At 63.6% G+C, this 18,488-nt stretch carries 21 protein-coding genes; 19 read left to right on the top strand and 2 right to left on the bottom strand.

All coding sequences use genetic code 11. From position 1 onward, the window contains the following. Window positions 1-6: 6 nt before the first annotated feature. The 18 genes from VLA07_RS12890 (at window position 7) to VLA07_RS12805 (ending at window position 17,287) form a co-directional block, all read left to right on the top strand. A complete protein-coding gene (locus VLA07_RS12890) occupies window positions 7-261 on the top strand; it encodes an acyl carrier protein (protein WP_003220947.1) in 255 nt (84 codons plus the stop codon). Beyond that, window positions 258-803, top strand: a complete 546-nt coding sequence (locus tag VLA07_RS12885) for a membrane protein (protein WP_027611342.1) — start codon at window positions 258-260, stop codon at window positions 801-803. The genes VLA07_RS12890 and VLA07_RS12885 overlap by 4 nt, the downstream gene beginning before the upstream one ends. Beyond that, complete coding sequence (locus VLA07_RS12880) at window positions 800-2,479, top strand: AMP-binding protein (RefSeq protein WP_333989388.1); 1,680 nt, start codon at window positions 800-802, stop codon at window positions 2,477-2,479. The genes VLA07_RS12885 and VLA07_RS12880 overlap by 4 nt, the downstream gene beginning before the upstream one ends. Window positions 2,480-2,607: 128 nt before the next feature. Continuing rightward, the gene (locus tag VLA07_RS12875; RefSeq protein WP_103368708.1) at window positions 2,608-3,342 is read left to right on the top strand and encodes a glycosyltransferase family 2 protein; all 735 of its coding nucleotides are present in this window, start codon (window positions 2,608-2,610) and stop codon (window positions 3,340-3,342) included. Beyond that, window positions 3,339-4,286, top strand: coding sequence for an LpxL/LpxP family acyltransferase (locus VLA07_RS12870; RefSeq protein ID WP_333989387.1), 948 nt, complete (start codon window positions 3,339-3,341; stop codon window positions 4,284-4,286). Before VLA07_RS12875 ends, VLA07_RS12870 begins: the two co-directional genes overlap by 4 nt. Next, a complete protein-coding gene (locus tag VLA07_RS12865) occupies window positions 4,267-5,811 on the top strand; it encodes an HAL/PAL/TAL family ammonia-lyase (protein ID WP_096794708.1) in 1,545 nt (514 codons plus the stop codon). Before VLA07_RS12870 ends, VLA07_RS12865 begins: the two co-directional genes overlap by 20 nt. Then, a complete protein-coding gene (locus VLA07_RS12860; protein WP_027611337.1) occupies window positions 5,804-6,229 on the top strand; it encodes an acyl-CoA thioesterase in 426 nt (141 codons plus the stop codon). The genes VLA07_RS12865 and VLA07_RS12860 overlap by 8 nt, the downstream gene beginning before the upstream one ends. Then, complete coding sequence (locus VLA07_RS12855) at window positions 6,226-6,828, top strand: outer membrane lipoprotein carrier protein LolA (protein ID WP_247269329.1); 603 nt, start codon at window positions 6,226-6,228, stop codon at window positions 6,826-6,828. The genes VLA07_RS12860 and VLA07_RS12855 overlap by 4 nt, the downstream gene beginning before the upstream one ends. Beyond that, window positions 6,812-9,151, top strand: coding sequence for an MMPL family transporter (locus VLA07_RS12850; RefSeq protein ID WP_333989386.1), 2,340 nt, complete (start codon window positions 6,812-6,814; stop codon window positions 9,149-9,151). The genes VLA07_RS12855 and VLA07_RS12850 overlap by 17 nt, the downstream gene beginning before the upstream one ends. Next, window positions 9,148-10,311 carry a sodium:proton antiporter gene (locus VLA07_RS12845; RefSeq protein ID WP_333989385.1) on the top strand — a complete coding sequence of 388 codons (1,164 nt, stop codon included), beginning with the start codon at window positions 9,148-9,150 and terminating at the stop codon, window positions 10,309-10,311. Before VLA07_RS12850 ends, VLA07_RS12845 begins: the two co-directional genes overlap by 4 nt. Further along, on the top strand, window positions 10,298-11,545 hold the full coding sequence (locus tag VLA07_RS12840) for an NAD(P)/FAD-dependent oxidoreductase (RefSeq protein ID WP_333989384.1): 1,248 nt from the start codon (window positions 10,298-10,300) through the stop codon (window positions 11,543-11,545). Before VLA07_RS12845 ends, VLA07_RS12840 begins: the two co-directional genes overlap by 14 nt. After that, on the top strand, window positions 11,542-12,267 hold the full coding sequence (locus VLA07_RS12835; RefSeq protein ID WP_333989383.1) for a class I SAM-dependent methyltransferase: 726 nt from the start codon (window positions 11,542-11,544) through the stop codon (window positions 12,265-12,267). Before VLA07_RS12840 ends, VLA07_RS12835 begins: the two co-directional genes overlap by 4 nt. Beyond that, entirely contained in the window at window positions 12,267-12,857 is a 591-nt protein-coding gene (locus VLA07_RS12830; protein WP_423815678.1) for a hypothetical protein, read from the top strand. Before VLA07_RS12835 ends, VLA07_RS12830 begins: the two co-directional genes overlap by 1 nt. Then, window positions 12,854-14,050 (top strand): beta-ketoacyl-[acyl-carrier-protein] synthase family protein, encoded by a 1,197-nt coding sequence (locus tag VLA07_RS12825; RefSeq protein ID WP_333989381.1) that lies wholly within the window; start codon window positions 12,854-12,856, stop codon window positions 14,048-14,050. Before VLA07_RS12830 ends, VLA07_RS12825 begins: the two co-directional genes overlap by 4 nt. Continuing rightward, window positions 14,047-14,511: a hotdog family protein gene (locus tag VLA07_RS12820; RefSeq protein WP_253149135.1), complete on the top strand. Its 465-nt coding sequence runs from the start codon at window positions 14,047-14,049 to the stop codon at window positions 14,509-14,511. The genes VLA07_RS12825 and VLA07_RS12820 overlap by 4 nt, the downstream gene beginning before the upstream one ends. Further along, the gene (gene fabG, locus VLA07_RS12815) at window positions 14,504-15,232 is read left to right on the top strand and encodes a 3-oxoacyl-ACP reductase FabG (protein ID WP_333989380.1); all 729 of its coding nucleotides are present in this window, start codon (window positions 14,504-14,506) and stop codon (window positions 15,230-15,232) included. Before VLA07_RS12820 ends, fabG begins: the two co-directional genes overlap by 8 nt. After that, window positions 15,232-16,458, top strand: coding sequence for a beta-ketoacyl-ACP synthase (locus VLA07_RS12810; RefSeq protein WP_333989379.1), 1,227 nt, complete (start codon window positions 15,232-15,234; stop codon window positions 16,456-16,458). The genes fabG and VLA07_RS12810 overlap by 1 nt, the downstream gene beginning before the upstream one ends. Before the next feature lie 25 nt (window positions 16,459-16,483). Continuing rightward, complete coding sequence (locus tag VLA07_RS12805) at window positions 16,484-17,287, top strand: hypothetical protein (RefSeq protein WP_333989377.1); 804 nt, start codon at window positions 16,484-16,486, stop codon at window positions 17,285-17,287. A gap of 56 nt (window positions 17,288-17,343) precedes the next feature. Here the strand turns inward: VLA07_RS12805 and VLA07_RS12800 are convergent, their stop codons facing one another. Next, on the bottom strand, window positions 17,344-17,631 hold the full coding sequence (locus VLA07_RS12800; protein WP_007943750.1) for an addiction module antidote protein: 288 nt from the start codon (window positions 17,629-17,631) through the stop codon (window positions 17,344-17,346). Further along, entirely contained in the window at window positions 17,628-17,933 is a 306-nt protein-coding gene (locus VLA07_RS12795) for a type II toxin-antitoxin system RelE/ParE family toxin (RefSeq protein ID WP_041074898.1), read from the bottom strand. The genes VLA07_RS12800 and VLA07_RS12795 overlap by 4 nt, the downstream gene beginning before the upstream one ends. A 117-nt stretch (window positions 17,934-18,050) precedes the next feature. On the opposite strand from VLA07_RS12795, the gene VLA07_RS12790 reads away from it, so the two are divergent. Further along, complete coding sequence (locus VLA07_RS12790) at window positions 18,051-18,488, top strand: hypothetical protein (RefSeq protein ID WP_003220915.1); 438 nt, start codon at window positions 18,051-18,053, stop codon at window positions 18,486-18,488.

The raw sequence follows: 18,488 nt of genomic DNA, 5'->3' as shown, positions 1-18,488 counted from the left end.
CGGACCATGCAAACTCGTGACGACATTTTCAACACCCTGCGCGATGCCTTGGTCGAGCTGTTCGAACTGGATCCGGCGCGGATCAGCCTGGAGTCCAACCTGTATCAGGATCTGGAGATCGACAGCATCGACGCGGTCGACCTGATCGATCACATCAAACGCCAGACCGGCAAGAAAATCGCCGCCGAAGAATTCAAATCGGTGCGCACCGTCGGTGACGTGGTCGAGGCGGTCTACCGTCTGGTTCAACCGGCCGCATGAGCCGATTGATCGGCCTCGGCCTGCTGCTGGCGGGGCTGCTGTACCCCTTTGCGGTGTATTTCGGCATGGAGCACTTCGCCCCGTGGCAGTTCGGACTGCTGCTGGGCGGGCTGTGGCTGGCGCGCGCGCTGACCGGCGAGCGCAAACCCGGCAGCCGCTGGATGGCCTGCGTAGCGATCGTGTTCTGCCTGCTGCTGGCGCTGTTCGACAGTCCGCTGTTGCTGCGCTGGTATCCGGTGCTGATCAGCGGCTTCATGCTGGTGCTGTTCAGCCTGAGCCTGAAATACGGGCCGCCGATGGTCGAGCGTCTGGCGCGATTGCGCGAGCCGCAATTGCCGCCCGAAGCGATCCGCTACACCCGCCAGGTCACGGTGGCCTGGAGCGTGTTTTTCTTCTGCAACGGTTTGTGCGCCGCGCTCCTGACCCTGTGGGCGCCGCTGCATTGGTGGATGTTGTACACCGGCCTGATCTCCTACGGATTGATCGGCCTGATGTTTGCCATTGAATGGCTGATACGACAACGGGTAAGAGGCCGTAAATGAACTGGATAAAACTTGAGCAACTGTTGCTCAAGGCCCTGCCGGAGCGCGCGATCAGCGCCGCCCCGGCGCTCGACCACACGCAACTGCGCGAGCAGGCGCTGAGCGTTGCCGCCGGCCTGCAGGCACGCGGCGTGCAGCGCATGGCGGTGCATCTGGAAGATGCCGCCGACCTCGCCATCGCCCTGCTCGGCGCCTGGCGCGCGGGCGTCGCCGTCCTGCTGCCCTCCGACCTGCAAGCGCAGACCCGCCAGCGCTGGTCGAGTGAGGTCGATCTGTGGTTGAGCGATCACCCCGATGATGCTCACTTGAGCGATCTGCTGCAGCCGGCCCTGCCCGGTGCTGAACTCGACCTCGAGCAGTGCCGCCTGAGCCTGTGCACCTCCGGCTCCAGCGGCGAGCCCAAGCGTATCGACAAGACTCTGCGCCAACTGGCCAACGAGGTCGAAGCACTGGAGCAACTGTGGGGCGCGGATCTGGGAGAAGCCTGGATCATTGGCAGCGTCGCCACCCAGCACATCTACGGTTTGTTGTTCCGGGTGCTGTGGCCGCTGTGCGCCGGACGCCCGTTCGCGCGCAGGCAACTGGCGTTTCCGGAAGACCTGCAGCGCGCCAGCCGCGAACACCCGGCCTTCGCCTGGGTCGGCAGCCCGGCACTGCTCAAACGCATGGGCGACAACCTCGACTGGCCGGCCCTGAGCGCCGTGCGCCGGGTGTTTTCCTCCGGCGGCGCTTTACCCGCAGACGCGGCACAGAGCCTGCAGCAACGCCTGCAACAGTGGCCGACCGAAATCCTCGGCAGCTCGGAAACCGGCGGTATCGCCTGGCGTCAGGGCGCCAGTCTGTGGCAGCCCTTCGCCGGGGTTGAGCTAAGCCAGGACAGCGACGGCGCCCTGCTGATCGCCTCGCCCTACCTGCCGGCCGGGCATGTCGAGCACACCGCCGACGCCGCGCGTATCGCTGCCGACGGGCGTTTCGAACTGCTCGGGCGGCTGGACCGCATCGTCAAACTCGAAGAGAAGCGCATCTCCCTGCCGATGCTCGAACAGGCACTGGTCGCCCACGAGTGGGTCGCCGAAGCACGGCTGGGCGTGGTTCAGGAAAACCGCGCGGTACTTGGCGCCTTGCTGGTGCTCAGCGACGCCGGCCTGTTTGCCTTGTGCGAACACGGTCGTCGCAGCCTGACCGAAGCCCTGCGCAAACACCTGAGCCAGCATTGCGAAGCCCTGGCCTTGCCCCGGCGCTGGCGTCTGGTGCGACAACTGCCGCTGAACAGCCAGGGCAAGCTGCCGCAGGCCGACATCGAAGCGCTGCTGCTGGCGCCACGGCCGAAAGCCCCGGAAGTGCTGGAGCAGGTCGAAACCGACGGCGAGTGGAGCCTGCAATTGAGTGTTCCGCCGGACCTGGCCTACTTCAGCGGCCACTTCCCCAAGGCCCCGGTGCTGCCCGGTGTGGTACAGGTCGAATGGGCGCTGAACCTTGGCCGACATCTGCTGAACCTGTCTGGCAAATTTGCCGGCATGGAAGTGCTGAAATTCCAGCAACTGGTGCGCCCGGGCGATGAAATCCAGCTGCACCTGCGTTTCGATCCCGAGCGCGGCAAGCTGTATTTCGCCTACCGCAATGACACCGCGACCTGCTCCAGCGGGCGAATCCTCTTGGGAACTGCCGATGCATAACCTGTGGCGAGGGAGCTTGCTCCCGCTGGGCTGCGAAGCGGCCCCAAACTCGGTCCACGCAAAACTGCGAGCGAGTGCTGCGCACTCGAGCGGGAGCAAGCTCCCTCGCCACAATGGGGGCGTGAATCATGCATAACCCCTGCGCCGTGATTCCGGTCTACAACCATGAAACCGCGATCGGCACCGTGGTCGACGCGCTGCTCGCCCAAGGCCTGCCGTGCATTCTGGTGGACGACGCCAGCACCCCGTCCTGCGCGCGAGTGCTGGATGCGCTGGCCGAACGCGAAAGCGTGCATCTGGTGCGCCTGACCCTCAATCAGGGCAAGGGCGGCGCGGTGATGACCGGCCTGCGCGAAGCTGCTCGTCTGGGCTACACCCATGCCCTGCAAGTTGACGCCGACGGCCAGCACGACCTGCACGACGTCGCCCGTTTCGTCGAGGAATCCCGCGCCCATCCGCACGCCATGATCTGCGGTTATCCGCTGTTCGACGAGAGCGTGCCCAAGGGCCGCTTGTACGCGCGTTATCTGACTCATGTGATGGTCTGGATCAACACGCTGTCGCTGCAGATCCGCGATTCGATGTGCGGTTTTCGCGTCTATCCGCTGGCCCCGACGCTGGCGGTGATCGACTCGGCGCGGGTCGGCAAGCGCATGGATTTCGACTCGGACATCCTCGTGCGTCTGGCGTGGCGCAACCAGCCGATGCGTTGGCTGCAGACCAGCGTGCATTACCCGCTGGACGGCGTCTCGCACTTCCGTCTGCTGCACGACAACGCGCTGATTTCCAGCATGCACACCCGGTTGTTCTTCGGCATGCTGCTGCGCCTGCCCGTCATCCTCTGGCGCCGGTGGCGCACATGAGCGTCGAGACCGACAAGAAGCACTGGGCCGACCGCGAAGAGCGCGGCAGCTTCCTGCTGATGAAATTCACCGCGTTCGCCGCCAAGGTGCTTGGCCGGCGTCTGGTCAGTCCGTTGCTGTACGGCATCGTCCTGTACTTCTTCCTGTTCGGCCGCACCGCGCGCAACAGTGCCTGGCAATACCAGCAACGGCTGGCCGACTGGAGCAACCGCGCCGAATTGCGCCCGAGTTACTGGCGGGTGTTCCGCCAGTTCATGGCGTTCGCCGATTCGCTGCTCGACAAGCTCGACGTGTGGAACGGCAAGCTGCGCATCGAGCAGATCGAAATCATCGACCCGGCGCTGCTGCGCAATCAGTTGCGCGGCAGTCGCGGGCAACTGCTGGTCGGTGCGCACTTGGGCAACCTTGAGGTATGCCGGGCGCTGGCCGAGATCGGCGAAAAGGTCACCATGAACGTGTTGGTGCACACCAAGCACGCCGAGCAGTTCAATCGCTTACTGGGCGAGGCCGGGGCGACCAATCTGCGCCTGATCCAGGTCAGCGAACTGGACCCGGTGATCATGCTGCAACTGCACGAACGCCTGGAGCGCGGCGAGTGGCTGGCGATTGCTGGCGACCGCGTGCCGTTGCACGGCGGGCGCAGCGTCAGCGTGGACTTTCTCGGCCACCCGGCAGCGCTTCCGCAAGGCCCGTGGCTGCTGGCCGGTTTGCTCAAGTGTCCGGTCAATCTGCTGATGTGCCTGAAACAACCGGACGGCCACTATCGCCTGACCCTCGAGCCGTTCGCCGACAGCGTGACCTGGACACGCCGCGAGCGCGAGCAGGTCATTCATCAGTGGGCCACCCGCTATGCGCAGCGCCTGAGTCACTATTGCCTCGAAGCCCCGCACCAATGGTTCAACTTTTACCCTTTCTGGAAGACCGATGACGACGCCAACCCATGAGCCGGTAACCTTCGGCGAACGCCCTTTGCGCATCGAAGACGTGCTGGCCCTGGCCAACCGTCAGGCGCCCGTGCAGTTGCAGAGCGACGCCGCTTACCGCGAGCGCATCGCCAAAGGCGCACGGTTCCTCGATTCGCTGCTGGACAAGGAAGGCGTGATCTACGGCGTGACCACCGGTTACGGCGATTCCTGCGTGGTCGCGGTGCCGCTGCATCACGTCGAGGCACTGCCGCGTCATCTCTACACCTTCCACGGTTGCGGACTCGGCAAACTGCTCGACCCGCAAGCCACCCGCGCCGTGCTGGCGGCGCGTTTGCAGTCGCTGTGTCACGGCGTGTCCGGGGTGCGCATCGAACTGCTGGAGCGCCTGCACGCCTTCCTCGAACACGACATCCTGCCGCTGATCCCCGAAGAAGGTTCGGTCGGGGCCAGCGGCGATCTGACGCCGCTGTCCTACGTCGCCGCCACCCTGTCCGGCGAGCGCGAAGTGCTGTTCCGTGGCGAACGCCGGCAAGCGGCCGACGTGCATCGCGAACTGGGCTGGACGCCATTGGTGCTCCGTCCGAAAGAAGCGCTGGCCTTGATGAACGGCACGGCGGTGATGACCGGCCTCGCCTGCCTCGCCTTCGCCCGCGCCGACTATCTGCTGCAACTGGCCACGCGCATCACCGCGCTCAACGTGGTCGCGCTGCAAGGCAATCCGGAACACTTCGACGAGCGTCTGTTCGCCGCCAAGCCGCATCCGGGGCAGATGCAGGTTGCCGCGTGGCTGCGCAAGGATCTGGCGATCGACGCGCCGACCGCGCCGCTGCATCGCCTGCAGGATCGCTACTCGCTGCGCTGCGCCCCGCACGTGCTCGGGGTACTGGCCGACAGCCTGAACTGGCTGCGTGCGTTCATCGAGACCGAACTCAACAGCGCCAACGACAACCCGATCATCGACGCCGAAGCCGAGCGCGTACTGCACGGCGGGCACTTCTACGGCGGGCACATCGCGTTCGCCATGGACAGCCTGAAAAATCTGGTGGCCAACGTCGCCGACCTGCTCGACCGGCAGCTCGCGCTGCTGGTCGACGAGCGCTACAACCACGGTTTGCCGAGCAACCTGTCCGGCGCCCCGGCGGATCGCGCCATGCTCAACCACGGTTTCAAGGCCGTGCAGATCGGCACCAGCGCCTGGACCGCCGAAGCGCTGAAAAACACCATGCCGGCCAGCGTGTTCTCACGCTCCACCGAGTGTCACAACCAGGACAAGGTGAGCATGGGCACCATCGCCGCCCGTGACGCGATCCGCGTGCTGGAGCTGACCGAACAAGTCGCCGCCGCCACGTTGCTCGCGGCCAATCAGGGCGTCTGGCTGCGTGGTCGCGATGAAGACGCACGCGCGCTGCCACCTTCGCTGGCCGCCATGCACGAAGAGCTGGCCAAGGACTTCCCGCCGGTCATCGAAGACCGTGCACTCGAAGGCGAATTGCGCCTGTGTCTGCAACGTATCGCCGAGCAACACTGGAGGCTGCATGCGTAGCGCCGGAGTGCTGCACGCCGACACGGAAATCCTCGTACCGTTTTTCGACGTCGACACTATGCACGTGGTCTGGCACGGGCATTACGTCAAATACCTGGAAGTGGCGCGCTGCGCGCTGCTCGACCAGATCGGCCACAACTACACGCAGATGTCCGAGTCCGGTTACGCGTGGCCGATCATCGACCTGCAACTGCGTTATGTGCGCGGCGCGGTGTTCGGCCAGCGCTTGAACGTACGCGCCAGTCTGGTGGAGTGGGAGAACCGCTTGAAGATCAATTATCTGATCACCGACCTGCAGACCGGTGAGCGCCTGACCCGTGCCAGCTCGGTGCAGGTAGCGGTCGAGATCAGCAGCCGCGAGATGCAACTGGCCTCACCCAAAGTGTTCACCGATGCGGTGGAAAGGATGCTGCGATGAAACTGTTCTGCAAATGCCTTGGCGCGATGGCGCTGCTCGCCGTGTCAACGCTGGCCAACGCCTTCGACCTGCAACAGCTCAGCGAGCAACTGGCGAAACCGGACGTGATCCACGGCCAGTTCATTCAGGAAAAACATCTGCGCGCCCTGCCTCAGCCGTTGATCAGCAAGGGCAGCTTCGTGCTGGCGAAAAATCACGGCCTGCTGTGGCTGCTCAAGACCCCGCTGCAACAGGATTACCGCATCACCGCCAACGGCATCGCCCGTCGTGACGGCAACGCTTGGCAGTTGCTGCCGAACAAGAGCGCCGGTGCCGAACAGAACCGCTTGTTCCTCGCTGTGCTGCAAGGCGACAGCAGCGGTTTGCAGCGGGATTTCGAACTGGCCCTGAGCGGCGACGCACAGCAGTGGAAACTCACCCTGACCCCGCGTTCGGTGCTGCTCAAGCAAGTGTTCAATCAGATCAATATCGACGGCGGTGAGCTGGTACAGACCATCGAACTGCTGGAAACCCAGGGCGACAGCACCGTGTTGCGCATGCAGGACAGCACCTCCGGTCAACCGTTGAGCGAAGCGGAGCAACATGACTTTGCCGAGTGAGCGCAGGCTGCCGTGGCTGTTTCTGATCCTGCTGCTGGCAGTCATCGCGCTGGCCGGATGGCAGTGGCGCGACGGTGCGCCGCTGTCGGCCAACCTCATGGAGCTGGTGCCCGGGACCAACCCTGACGCCCTCGAACTGCGCGCCGAACAGCGCATGCAGGAGCCGCTCAATCGGGAAATGCTGGTGTTGGTCGGTCACACTGATCGCCAGCAAGCGGTGGCCATGGCCCAGACTTTGGGCGAGCAATGGCAGGCCAGCGGTCTGTTCGAAAAGGTCCAGTGGAACCTGCAGGCGGATCTGCCGGCGCTGCGTACGCAACTGCTGCAAGGGCGGCTGGCGATGCTCTCAGCGGATGACCGGCAACTGCTGACCGAGCATCCCGATGCGTTCATTCAGCAACGGGTGCAGGCACTGTTCGACCCGTTCAACGGTTTCACCCTGGTGCCGAGCCAGGACGACTGGCTGGGCCTGACCGGACGCATTCAGAACAGCCAGCCGAAACACGGCGCGGTGCAACTGGACATCGGCAGCGGCGCACTGGTCGCCGATGCCGACGGCAAGCGCTGGGTGCTGCTGCGCGCGCGCACCACCGGCAATGCCTTCGACATGAACCTGCCGCTGAAAGTCGCTGATCTGCTGCAGCACAGTCGCGAGCAGGCGGCGAAATCCGACGTACAACTGTTGGCCGCCAGCGGTCTGCTGTACGCCGCCAACGGCCAGCAACAAGCCACCCGCGAAATGACCTGGGTCGGCGGCGGCGCCACTCTCGGGATTCTGTTGTTGCTGCTGTTGGCGTTTCGCCGCTGGCGGGTGCTGCTGGCGTTCGTGCCGGTGCTGGTGGGCATGCTGTTCGGCGCGGTGGCCTGCGTGGCGCTGTTCGGCCACATGCACGTGATGACCCTGGTACTCGGCTCCAGCCTGATCGGCGTGGCGGTGGATTACCCGCTGCACTATCTGTCGAAAAGCTGGAGCCTCAAGCCGTGGCGCAGCTGGCCGGCGCTGCGCCTGACACTCTCCGGACTGACGCTGAGCCTGATCACCAGCGCCATCGGTTATCTGGCGCTGGCCTGGACGCCCTTCCCGGCGCTGACACAAATCGCGGTGTTCTCTGCCGCAGGATTGCTCGGTGCCTATCTGTCGGCGGTGTGCCTGCTGCCGGCCCTGCTGAACAACGTTGAGCTGCAACCGGCGCAATGGCCGCTGCGCCTGGCCGAGCGCTTGGTGCAACTGCGCGAAACCCTGCTCGAACACGTGCGCACCCCGGTGCTGCTGGCGCTGTTGATCGCGTTCTGCGCTGGCGGTCTGGTGCAGCTGCAAAGCAAGAACGACATCCGCCAGTGGGTCGGTGCGCCACAACGCCTGACCGATGAAGCGCAGACCATCGCGCGCATCACTGGCTATCAGCCGACCAGCCAGTTCTTCCTCGTGCGCGGCGCCAATCAGCAGCAACTGCTGGAGCGTCAGGCCGCGTTGAGCGAGCGTCTGCAGCAACTGGTCAACCTCGACAAACTGCAAGGCTATCTGGCCCTCGATCAACTGCTCAGTCCGCCGAGCCAGCAACAGCAGGTTCGCGAAGCGCTGAGCAAACTGCCGCAATACTGGCAGCCACTGCTCGAGCTCGGCGTACCGCTCGCGGCGTTGCAAACCGAGTTGCAGCAGTTGCAGAACCTGCCTGCCGAAGACATCGACGCGGCACTGGCCGGGCCGTTAGGCGAGCCTTACCGTACGCTGTGGCTCGGCCCGACCGCTGACGGCGTGGCGGCGATGACCAGCCTGCAAGGCCTGAACAATCCGTCACTGCTGCGGGTGCAAGCCCTGGACTTGCCGGGAGTGATGCTGGTCGATCGTCTCGGCGAATTGAACAACGTATTCGCCGCGACCCAGATCAGCGCCGCCGAACTGAAACTCGCCTCCTGCGTGTTGATCGTGCTGGTGCTGATCGTGCCGTTCGGTTTCGGTGGTGCCTTGCGCATCGTCGCCCTACCGCTGCTGGCAGCGCTGTGCAGCCTTGCCTGCCTCGGTTGGCTGGGTCAGCCGCTGACCCTGTTCAGCCTGTTCGGCCTGCTGCTGGTAACGGCGATCAGCGTCGATTACGCGATCCTCATGCGTGAGCAGGTCGGCGGTGCGGCTGTCAGCTTGCTGGGCACCTTGCTGGCGGCGCTGACAACCTGGTTGTCGTTCGGTCTGCTGGCGGTGTCGAGCACGCCGGCGGTGAGCAACTTCGGCCTGGCGGTAAGCCTGGGGCTGGCGTTCAGTTTCATTCTGGCGCCGTGGGCCGGACGTCACGTCCACCGTGCCGCCGTCGTGGAGCCGGCAGCGTGATGGTCGTCGGTTTCTGGCTGATGGCCCTGGCGCTGTTCGCTGTGGCGACCCGTGTCGGTCGGCATTTCGGCCTGATCCCGATCGTCAGCCAGTTGCTGCTGGCCAGCTTCGGGTTGCCGCTGCTGATGTATTTCTGGATCGAACCGGGCTGGCAGCTCAGCGGTGCCGAACTGATTGCGCCGGTGTGGCTGAAAGACCTCTACAGCCTGAGTTTCGCGCTGTTGCTCGGGCACATTCTCAGTGATGTGATCGACCTGCGGCTGGACCGCCAGAGCGTGAAAATCGCCGTGCCGAGTTTTGCCGTGCCGTTCGCCTGCGGTCTGGCCGCCGCCTGCTGGCTGCTGCCGGCGCAACCGTGGCTGAACTCGCTGGCCATTGGGCTGGTGTTCGCGATCACGGCGATCCCGGTGCTGTATCTGTATTTGCGTCACATCGACTACCCGCCCGCCGCCACCCGGCGTCTGGTGCAGACCGCAATCCTCATCGACCTGACCTGCTGGACGCTGTTCGGTCTCGCTCAGGGCAGTCTGCATTTGAGCAGCCTGTTGTTGCCGCTGGGACTGGCCTGCGTGCCGCTGCTGTTGCATCTGCTGCGCGTGCGTCGACCGCTGACCTACAGCCTTGGTTTCTTTGCGCTGCTGGTGCTGGCCGAGCACTACAAACTCAACGCGCTGATTTTCGGCATCGGTTATCTGCTGTGCATGGCCTTGCTGAAAGTGCCGTTGGTGCTGCCATTGCCGGCGCGATGGATGAGCCGCTTGCAGACGTGGATCGCGATCCCGCTGATCCTCACCTTCGGCATCGTACAGATCGACGTGCACAGTGCCCTCGCCAGCCTCGGCGCAGTGCAATGGGCGGCGCTGCTACTGTTGCCGATTGCCAGTAAACTGCTCGGCAACTGGCTGGGTCTGGGCTGGGCCGGTGCCTCGTTCGAAGGCGCCAGCCGCTGGCGTGAAAGCGTGCTGCTGAACATTCGCGGCTTGAGTGAAATCGTCTTTCTCAATCTGTTGCTGCAACAACAGCTCATCAGCCCGGCGCTGTACTTCGCGCTGATGCTGATGGGCCTGATCGCGACGCTGTTGCCGGCCCTGATCGGCCTGCACCGCGCGCCCCTGAAAACCACCGCCACTGCGCCCGGGAGTTCACGTGCCAACCGTTGAAATGCAACGTCGTCAGGTAGTGATCATTGGTGCCGGCCCGTCCGGCGCCATCGCCGCTGCGCTGCTCACGCGCAAGGGCCACGATGTACTGGTGCTCGAGCGCCAGCACTTCCCGAGGTTTTCCATTGGTGAAAGCCTGCTCAGCCATTGCCTGGACTTCGTCGAAGAAGCCGGCATGCTCGACGCCGTCAACGCCGCCGGATTCCAGCGCAAGACCGGTGCTGCGTTCGCTTGGGGCGAGCGCTACAGCGCCTTCGATTTCAGCGACACCTTCACCGCAGGCAAACCCACCACGTTCCAGGTGCAGCGCGCCGATTTCGACAAGCTGCTGGCCGATCAGGCTGCACTGCAAGGTGCCGAGATCCGTTACGGCGATGCCATCGTCCGCGTTGATTTCGACCGGGCCAAACCGCAGCTCGACGTGCTACGCGAAGACGGCAGCGAGTACCGCGTCGAAGCGGATTTCGTACTCGACGCCAGCGGCTACGGGCGCGTGCTGTCGCGTTTGCTCGATCTGGAAGCGCCATCGAATTTCCCGGTGCGCCAGGCGGTGTTCGCCCACGTTGAAGATCACATCGACAACCCGGCCTTCGACCGCGAGAAGATCCTCGTCACCACCCACCCCGAGCACCGCGACATCTGGTTCTGGACGATCCCGTTCAGCAACGGGCGCTGCTCGGTGGGCGTGGTCGCTGCCGCCGAACACTTCAAGGGTCGCGACAGCGATCTGGACACCTGCCTGCGCGGCTTCATCGCCGAAACCCCAAGCCTCGCCGGCGTGCTGAACAACGCGGTGTGGGACACTCCGGCGCGCGCCCTCGGTGGTTATGCGGCGAATGTGAAAACCCTGCATGGCCCCGGCTTCGCCCTGCTCGGCAACGCCGCGGAATTTCTCGACCCGGTGTTCTCCTCCGGCGTGACCATCGCCATGCGTTCGGCGAGCATGGCCGCCGCCGTCCTGCACCGGCAGTTGCAGGGCGAAACCGTCGATTGGCAGCGCGAGTTCGCCGAACCGCTCAAACGTGGGGTCGACACCTTCCGCTGCTACGTCGAAGGCTGGTATGCCGGCACCTTTCAGGACGTGATTTTTTATCAAGACAGTCAGGCGGAGATTCGCCGAATGATCTGCTCGATCCTCGCCGGTTATGCCTGGGATGAACGCAACCCGTTCGTCAGCGAAGCGCGCCGCCGGTTGAAGATGATTTCCGAACTCTGTGCAAAGGACGCCCCATGAATTACTTGAGCGACAGCTACGTCGAGGAAACCCGCTTCGGTTTCTGGTTCCTGCGCAGCCACACCTGGCAGCACCACGTGTTGCGCGTGGCGATCAACGATTTGCGCGGGCTGTTCAGCGAGTCGCTGCCGGCCCATCCGGTGCTGCTGGATGCCGGTTGTGGTCAGGGCAAGTCGTTCCGGCATTTGCGCCAGACCTTCGCCCCGCAGCGCTTGATCGGTGTCGATGCCGATCCGCATAGCCTTGAATTGAGCGCCGAAGAAGCGGCGCGTCAGGGTTTCGATGTGGAGCTGATCGGCAGTGACTGCGCGACGCTCAACGTGGCGGACGCTAGTGTCGACCTGCTGTTCTGCCATCAGACCTTTCATCATCTGGTCGAACAGGAAAAAGCCCTCGCCGAGTTCTACCGCGTACTGAAGCCGGGTGGTTATCTGCTGTTCGCCGAGTCCACCGAGGCTTACATTGATACCTGGGTGATTCGCTGGCTGTTCCGCCATCCGATGCATGTGCAGAAGAGCGCGGCGCAGTACCTGGAGATGATTCGCCAGCAGGGTTTCGAGTTTGGCGAACGCAATGTCTCGTACCCGTATTTGTGGTGGAGCCGGTCGCAGGATTTCGGACTGCTGGAGCGGTTTGGATTGCGCCGGCCGAAGCCGTTTGGCGAGCGTGAGGAAACGTTGGTGAATGTCGTCGCGCGAAAACCGCTTGAAGGTGGTCTCTGATGCGACACATAACCTGTAGGAGTGAGCCTGCTCGCGATAGCGGTGGGTCAGCCGACATGTTTTTCGAATGTGCCACCGTCATCGCGAGCAGGCTCACTCCTACAAGGTTTGTGGTGTGGCTGATGTTGGTGATGTTTACCCTGCTAAGTGGTTGCGCCAGCCAGGCCCCGCTGCCCGCGAGCAACCCGACGCTGCCGTTACCGCTGCAATTGCACATCGAACGCCAACAGGCCGATCAACGTCAGGACTGGCTGTTGGTGATCCAGCGCGAAGGCTCCGGCATCCGCTGGTCGATGATGGACCCGCTGGGCATCCCCCAGGCGCGTCAGCAACTGATCGACGGTCGCTGGCAGGCCGACGGGCTATTGCCGCCCAACCCGGAAGCCCGGGAGCTGTTTGCCGCGTTGCTGTTCGCCCTGACCCCCTCCGGCGAACTGGCGCGCAATTACCCCGCCGCGCAGCAGCAGGGCGAGCAACGCACGCTGGCGCCGCGCTGGGCGGTCCGTTATGCACAACCATTGAGCTTCGAATTGAATCTGCCCCAAGGCCCGCACTATCGGGTTTCTCCCCTCGGTGAACCGACGCCATGACTGCCTACCTCAATGCCCTCGGCGTGATCTGCGCGCTGGGTCGCGACAAGCACCAGGTCGCGCACAACCTGTTTGCCGGTGACTGCTCGGGCATGCGCCGCGAGTCCGGCTGGGTGGCCGGGCGTGAGTTGCCGGTGGCGGCGGTGCACGGTGAGCTGGCGGCGATTCCGGCCGAACTGGCCGACCAGAGCAGCCGCAACAATCAACTGCTGCTGGACGCCGCGCTGCAGATTTGCGAGGACATCGATCGGGCGATCCAGACCTATGGTCGCGCGCGCATCGGCGTGGTGCTCGGCACCAGCACCTCGGGGATCGACGAGGCCAGCCGAGGGCTGGCGCACTATCTTCGCGAGCAGCAGTTCCCTGGCGAGTACGACTATCGGCAACAGGAACTCGGCGCCCCGGCGAATTTTCTCGCCGACTGGCTGCAACTCAGCGGCCCGACCTACGTGATTTCCACCGCCTGCACGTCCAGTGCGCGTGCGTTGATGAGCGCGCAGCGTCTGCTTGATCTGGGCCTGTGCGACGCGGTGCTGTGCGGCGGGGTCGATAGCCTGTGCAAACTGACGCTCAACGGTTTCAGCGCGCTGGAAGCGGTGTCTGACCAGCGCTGCAATCCGTTCTCGGCCAACCGCAACGGCATCAACATCGGCGAAGCGGCGGTGCTGTTTCTGATGAGCAAGCAACGCGGCGACGGCGCGGGCATCGCCCTGCTCGGCAGCGGCGCCAGCTCCGACGCGCACCACATTTCCGCGCCGGAACCGAGCGGCCGCGGCGCCCTGCAAGCGATGCAGAAAGCCTTGAGCCGCGCACAGCTGCAAGCGGCGCAAATCAGCTACCTGAACCTGCACGGCACCGCGACCCAGCACAACGATGCGATGGAAAGTCTGGCGGTCGCCACGCTGTTCCCCGACGGCGTGGCCTGCTCGTCGACCAAGCCGATGACCGGCCACACCCTCGGCGCTGCCGGCGCCCTCGAAGCAGCGTTCTGCTGGCTGAGCCTGAGCGCCGACAACCCGCAGCACGCCCTGCCGCCACACGTCTGGGACGCCCAGCCCGACCCCGACTTGCCGGCGCTGAAGTGGGTGACCGCGAGCGAACGCCTGTCGTCCATTGCACCCCGCTACCTGATGAGCAACTCGTTTGCTTTCGGCGGCAACAACGTCAGCCTGATTATCGGAGACGCCCCATGAACGACTGGCCGCTCGCCGAACTGCTGCCCCACGCTGGCGACATGATTCTGCTCGACCGCATCCTCAGCTTCGACGAGGAGCAGATCCACACCCGCCTCACGGTCAAGCCCGACGGTTTGTTCAGCCTGCCCGACGGCAGCCTGCCAGCGTGGGTTGGCGTTGAGTTGATGGCGCAAAGCGTCGCCGCGTTTGCCGGTTGCCATGCACGGCAGAAGGGCAACCCGGTGGAGCTGGGGTTCCTGCTCGGCACGCGCAAATTCGAGTGCAACGTCGAGGCGTTTCCGGCCGGCAGCGAACTGACCATCCACGGGATCCGTTCGCTGGAAGACGACAACGGCATGGGTGTTTTCGAATGCCACATCAACGCCCCCGGCATCGAGGCCAGTGCACGCTTGAACGTGTTCCGCCCGCCGCAGCCCAGCCAATACCTTGAACAAAACAGAGAGTCGAACGATGACTGAATCCGTACTGGTCACCGGCTCCAGCCGTGGCATCGGCCGCGCCATTGCCTTGCGTCTGGCGCAGGCCGGGCATGACATCGTCCTGCATTGCCGCAGCGGCGTGGCTGAAGCCAAGGCCGTGAAAGTCGAAGTCGAAGCGCTGGGCCGTCACGCGCGCATCCTGCAATTCGACGTCGCCGACCGCGAAGCCTGCAAAACCATTCTCGAAGCCGACGTCGAAACCCACGGTGCCTATTACGGCGTGGTGCTCAACGCCGGCCTGACCCGCGATGGCGCGTTTCCGGCGCTGAGCGATGACGATTGGGACGTGGTGCTGCGCACCAATCTCGACGGTTTCTACAACGTCCTGCATCCGGTGATGATGCCGATGATCCGTCGTCGCGCCGCCGGTCGGATCGTCTGCATCACTTCGGTGTCGGGTTTGATCGGCAACCGTGGCCAGGTCAACTACAGCGCCTCCAAGGCCGGGGTGATCGGTGCGGCGAAAGCGTTGGCGATTGAACTGGGCAAGCGCAAAATCACGGTTAACTGCGTCGCGCCGGGCCTGATCGACACGGCGATGCTCGACGAAAACGTGCCGGTGGAAGAGCTGATGAAAATGATCCCCGCACAACGCATGGGCACCCCGGAAGAGGTCGCTGCTGCGGTGAATTTCCTGATGTCGGCGGAAGCCTCGTACATCACCCGCCAGGTCCTGGCGGTCAACGGAGGCTTGTGCTGATGAAGCGCGTTGTCGTCACCGGCATGGCCGGCATCACCTCGCTGGGCAGCGACTGGCAGACCATCGCCGGCAACTTCGCGGCCAACCGCAGCGGCATCCGCCGGATGGACGAGTGGGACCGCTTCAGCGAACTCAACACCCGTCTGGCCGGGCCGATCGATGATTTTGTCGTACCGCCGCACTGGACCCGCAAGCAACTGCGCAGCATGGGCCGGGTGTCACGGCTGGCGGTGGGCGCGGCGGAACAGGCGCTGGCTGACGCCGGCCTGCTCGGTGACGAATCGATCAAGGACGGACGCATGGGTGTGGCCTGCGGCTCATCCACCGGCAGCACCGACGAGATCAAGGCCTTCGGCAACATGCTGCTCAACTCGGTGGCCGAAGGCCTCAACGCCAACTCCTACGTGCGGATGATGCCGCACACCACCGCGGCCAACATCAGCATCTTCTTCGGCCTCACCGGGCGCCTGATCCCGACGTCCAGCGCCTGCACCAGCGGCAGTCAGGGCATCGGCTACGCGTATGAAGCGATCAAGTTCGGACGGCTACCGCTGATGCTCGCCGGCGGTGCCGAAGAACTGTGCCCGACCGAAGCCATGGTCTTCGACGCGCTGTACGCCACCAGCCTGAAAAACGACGCGCCACAGACCAGCCCACGTCCGTACGACAAGGGCCGCGACGGTCTGGTGATCGGCGAAGGTGGCGGCATGCTGGTGCTTGAAGAGCTGGAGCATGCGCTGGCGCGCGGGGCGCGGATCCACGCCGAGATCGTCGGTTTCGGCAGCAACGCCGACGGTCAGCACACCACTCGCCCCGAGCAGATCACCATGCGCCGCGCCATGGAGCTGGCGCTGGAAGACGCCGGGCTGACGCCGGATGCCATCGGTTACGTCAACGGTCACGGCACCGCTACAGAACAGGGCGACATTGCCGAAACACTGGCGACCAGCAGTCTTTTCGGCGAACACATGCCGATCAGCTCGCAGAAGAGTTTCCTCGGCCACACGCTGGGGGCCTGCGGCGCGCTGGAGTCGTGGTTCAGCATCGAAATGCTCAATCGCGACCTGTATGTGCACACGCTCAACCTCGACGAGGTCGACCCGCACTGCGGCAAGCTCGATTACCTGCGCGGCGAATTCCGCCAGATGCATCACGAGTACGTGATGAACAACAATTTCGCTTTTGGTGGCGTCAACACCTCGTTGATTTTCCGCCGCTGGCACTGACCGCAACACGTTTGGAGTGAAGGGAATGACTCAGTTTCACCGCATCGCCGCCCTGCTGGCCCTGGCCTTTGTGCTCGGCGGTTGCACCAGCAAACCGGTTTACAACGCCAAGGAAGAGTTCTCGCCCAACCTCGGCTTCACCCAGCAACAGATGAGCCGCGCCATCGTCACCGCACTCAACGACCGCCAGTGGGTGGTGCAGTCAGTGCGTCCGGGCATGATCAAAGCGGCGATTACCGTACGCGGCCGTCACCACGCCGAAGTCGACATCCCGTTCAGCCCGACCTCGTTTGAAATCGACTACCGCAGCAGCTACGGCCTCGACGCCAAGGACGGCAAGATCCACGGCAACTACAACCGCTGGGTCAACCGCCTGCGCGACAACGTGCTCAAGGAACTGTCGATCAACCCGGACATCGAGTTCGTCAACGACTTGGGCATCGTCAAGCAAGGCGCCAACGAGCCGACTTACCTGAGCTTTCGCGAGGGCGTCAAACGCGCCACCGACGCCGGCCTGCTCGACGGCAGCGTGAAGTTCTACCTGGCCGGCGAAACCCTGCCTAAACAGGTGCGCAAACTCGACACCGTCAGCAGCAGCCGCAAAACCAACGGCTCGAACAAATCCGACGCCGACGCCTGCTTCTGGGCCCTGCAGTCGGCTCTCGCCACCCTGCAGAACGCCGCGAAAAAAGCCGACGCCAACGCCGTGATCAACATCGCCAGCGTCGACCAGCGCGACCTGTACAAAGACACCGAGAAATTCCAGTGCCGCGCCGGCCTTGTGGTGTCGAGCGTGGCGTTGCGTGGGGATTTGGCTCACGTCGATTGATTGACAGTAGAAACGACAAAGGGCGCCTTACGGCGCCCTTTGCTATTCAGTTCAGCTCAAGTGCTGGCATGTAACTTCAAGCCCAACGCCTTCACCACTTTCAGAATCGTTCCAAACTCAGGATTTCCTTCACCTGACAGTGCACGGTAGAGACTTTCTCGAGACAGCCCGGCGTCACGTGCGACTTGGGTCATTCCTCGCGCTCTCGCAATGGTGCCCAGTGCCTTGGCGATAAAGGCAGGATCATCTCCAGCCTCCTCCATGCAGGCATCCAGATAATTGGCCATGTCCTCTTCTGTCTTGAGGTACTCGGCTGAGTCCCAACGAGTGAATTGTTCGGTCATGGGTTTTGCTCCTGCCAAGACTCCGCGATGAGCCTGGCTTGCTTGATATCTCGGGGTTGGCTGCTCTTGTCTCCACCACAAAGGAGGATGACCACTTGCCGACCTTGTTGCATGAAATAGACTCGATATCCGGGGCCATAGTCAATTCTGACTTCGCTGAGCCCCTCACCGACGGCTTTGACATCACCAAAATTCCCATCGGCCATACGATCAATGCGCACCTGAATACGCATCCTGGCGCGGCTGTCAGCCAGCTTCAAAAGCCAGCTGGAGAATGTTGAACTTCGAATGATCTCGGGCATGCTCGGAAGTGTAGCCCTTGAGCTACACATGTTCCAGATGGTTTTTTCTGCACCGACGTACGGTGTCTACACTCCATAAATCGTTGAATGCTGACTCGCAAAGTCAAGGACATGACCATGCAAGTGAAAGCCCTGATCGCCGCCACGCTCCTCGGGTTATTGCCTAGCGCCAGCCACGCCACCAACCTGATGTACATGCCGTTCGAAACCGTGCTCTCGGATGCGATTCGCGCCGGGCGGCTGGATGGCAGTGTGAAGTTCTATCTGATCGGCAACGGGCCGCAGGGCACGCAGCAGTTGTTACGCCGGGATGTGGTCAGTGATTTGCGCACCAACGGCTTCAACAAGAGTGATCACGATTCCTGCGAGTGGGTGCTGCAGTCGAACCTGATCAAGTTGCAGGCCGACGCCAAGCGGGTCGGGGCGAATGCGGTGGTCAATATCGTCAGTTATTACGACCAGCATGTGCGCAAGGATTTGAATACTTATGAGTGCCGGGCCGGCGTGTTTGTGACGCGGGTGGCGTTGAAGGGGGATCTGGTGCGGTTGCCCTGA

Origin of the sequence: Pseudomonas sp. S3(2024) (genome assembly GCF_036861315.1) — a bacterium.
Classification (GTDB): Bacteria; Pseudomonadota; Gammaproteobacteria; order Pseudomonadales; family Pseudomonadaceae; genus Aquipseudomonas; species Aquipseudomonas putida_A.
The sequence above is the reverse complement of the archived record's forward strand: the minus strand, read 5'-3'. Positions and strand labels throughout refer to the sequence as shown.